Source organism: Aeromicrobium sp. PFPM2_SD2 (assembly GCF_057364525.1).
On the sequence record NZ_JBNFNZ010000359.1, the window covers coordinates 1 to 2,557 of the forward strand.

Annotated in this window: 2 protein-coding genes and 1 pseudogene; 2 read left to right on the forward strand and 1 reads right to left on the reverse strand. The window is 74.5% G+C overall.

What is annotated here, in order from left to right; genetic code table 11:
• Window positions 1–578, forward strand: a pseudogene (locus tag AC2W7G_RS13525) (hypothetical protein); the annotation flags it as partial.
• Window positions 565–1,746, forward strand: coding sequence for a DUF4185 domain-containing protein (locus AC2W7G_RS13530; protein WP_485868896.1), 1,182 nt, complete (start codon window positions 565–567; stop codon window positions 1,744–1,746). The pseudogene AC2W7G_RS13525 and the gene AC2W7G_RS13530, both read left to right, overlap by 14 nt.
• Window positions 1,747–1,768: 22 nt before the next feature.
• Here the strand turns inward: AC2W7G_RS13530 and AC2W7G_RS13535 are convergent, their stop codons facing one another.
• On the reverse strand, window positions 1,769–2,407 hold the full coding sequence (locus AC2W7G_RS13535) for a response regulator (RefSeq protein WP_485868897.1): 639 nt from the start codon (window positions 2,405–2,407) through the stop codon (window positions 1,769–1,771).
• Between the last annotated feature and the right edge of the window lie 150 nt (window positions 2,408–2,557).

The window sequence follows — 2,557 nt, forward strand, 5'->3', positions numbered from 1 at the left end:
CCGCCGGCACCAGGACGCCGCGGGCTCAGCGCCTTCTACCTGGCCGTCGCTGGGTGGTCGGCGGCTACCTCGCGGCCGCCGTGCTCGGCATCACCGCCGGCACCCGGCTGTCGAGCCTGCGCCGGCTCGCCGTCCGCGTGGGCGGCGTCGTCGGCTACGCCCTGCTGTCCGGCGTGGGTGGCGCATGGGTCGCCGGCCCGTGGCTGGGGGCGCTCGACCACGACGTCTGGACGCTCGCCGCGTTCGGGGCGCTGCTCGTGCTCGCGGTCGGCCTGGCGACGCTCGCGCTGGAGACCTGGCTCGGCCTGGTCGGCATCGCCCTGGCCATCGTCCTGTTCGTGGTGCTCGGCAACCCCAGTGCCGGCGGCGCGTACCCCACGTCGCTGCTGCCGCCGTTCTTCGGCATGATCGGCCCGTGGCTGCCTCCGGGAGCAGGGACCAGCGCCGTCCGCGGCATCGTCTACTTCGACGGCGCCGGGGTGGGGCACCCCGTGCTCGTGGTGGGCGTCTGGCTCGCCGCCGGGCTGGTGCTGCTGCTCGCCGGCACCTGGGCGGGTCGCGCCCGTGACGACGCCTGACGTCAGCGCCCACCCGCTCGTCCGCCGCCACCCGTGGTGGACCGCGGGGGTGCTGGCGCTCGTCGCCGTCCTGGTGGTCGTGCTCGTGTGGCAGCCCTGGTCGTCCGACGACGCGCGGCGGCTGAACACGACCGACTGCCAGCCGTTCGACCAGCCGCGGACGCTCGCGGGGCTCAACGCGGTGACCGAGGGCTACCGCTCCCAGGAGGGGTTCCGCGGCGGCGACGTCGGTGCGAGCGTGCGGCTACAGGACGACCGGACGCTGTACGTCTTCGGCGACACGCTGCGCGGCCCCGACTACCCGGGCGACCGCTTCGTCCGCAACTCGATGCTGGTGTTCGGCCCCGGCTGCGCGGGCCTGGTGGAGCCGCCCGACCGCGGCGCGCTCATCCCCGACCGCGACGACGGCGTCGGCTACTGGCCCATGTCGGTCGCCGCCGTGCCCCGCGACGGGTACGACCTCGTCGGCGTCATGGCCCAGCGCGTCCGCGGCACCGGCGGTCCCGAGAGCCAGGAGTTCGAGAACCTCGGCCCCGCGGTCGCCGTCTTCCGGGTCGACCGCGGCGCCACCCCGCAGCTGCAGGACCTGCGCGACCTCGGCCCCGACCGCGCGTCCCGCACCCGTCCGACCTGGGGCGCGGCCGCGGCGCTCGACGACGACTGGGTCTACCTCTACGGCACGGCCAACCCCGAGGACCCGCTCGTGTTCGGCTGGTCGCTGTCGGTCGCGCGCACCCGGCTGGCCGACATCGCGCGGCCGAGCCGCTGGACGTACTGGGACGGCGAGCGGTGGCAGGAGGACGCCGGCGAGGCGGCCGAGCTGATCGACCCGGTCGGCGGGGTCTCGCAGACGCTGTCGGTCTTCGAGTCCGACGGCACCTGGTACGCGCTGAGCAAGCGCGACGACTTCCTGGGCAAGGACCTCGTCGTCTGGACCGCGCCCACGCCGCACGGGCCGTTCACGGCGCAGGAGCCGCTGGCGTCCATCCCGTCGAAGGAGGACGGCTCACTGCTGCGCTACATGCCGCTGGCGCACCCCGACCTGCTGCCCGAGCCCGGCACGATGGTCGTCTCGGTCAGCCACAACACCACGCGGACGGCGCTGATCGACCAGGACCCGACGCTGTACCGCCCGCGCTTCCTGCGCGTCCGCCTGCCGAGGCCGTAGGAACCCCGGCCGGCGGTCGGGCTCAGATCAGGCGGCGCTCGTTGGCCCAGCGGGTGAGCTCGTGGCGGCTGGAGAGCTGCAGCTTGCGCAGGACGCTGGAGACGTGGGTCTCGACCGTCTTGACCGAGATGAACAGCTCCTTGGCCACCTCCTTGTAGGCGTAGCCGCGGGCGATCAGGCGCATCACCTCGCGCTCGCGCTCGGTGAGCCGGTCCAGGTCCTCGTCGACCTGCGCGACCTCGATGGTGCCGGCGAACGCGTCCAGCACGAACCCGGCCAGGCGCGGGCTGAACACCGCGTCGCCGGAGGCCACGCGGCGGATCGCGTCGACGAGCTCGGGGCCGGAGATGTTCTTGGTGACGTAGCCGCGGGCTCCGGCCCGGATGATGCCGATGACGTCCTCGGCGGCGTCGCTCACCGACAGCGCGAGGAACTTGACCTCGAGGTGACGCGGGTGGACGCGGCGGATGACCTCGAGCCCGCCGCCGCCGGGCATGTGGACGTCCAGCAGCACGACCTCGGGCAGGGTGCGGACGATCGCCTCGACGGCGGAGTCGACGTCCTCGGCCTCGGCCACCACCTCGACGTCGCCGGCCACCTCCGCCCGGACGCCGGTGCGGAACATCGCGTGGTCGTCGACGATCGCGACGCGCAGGGTCATGACGGGTTCCCTTCCTCGAGCCGGTGCAGCGGCAGGCACAGCCGCGCCTCGGTGCCCTCGCCGGGCGCGGAGCGCACCTCGGCGGTGCCGCCGTGCCGCTCCATCCTGCCGCGCACCGAGCCGCGCAGCCCCATGCGGTCGGCGCGACCG

Coding starts and splice junctions, on each gene's coding strand:
- AC2W7G_RS13535 (WP_485868897.1), bottom strand. CDS start 2,407: ATGACCCTGCGCGTCGCGATCGTCGACGACCACGCGATGTTCCGCACC.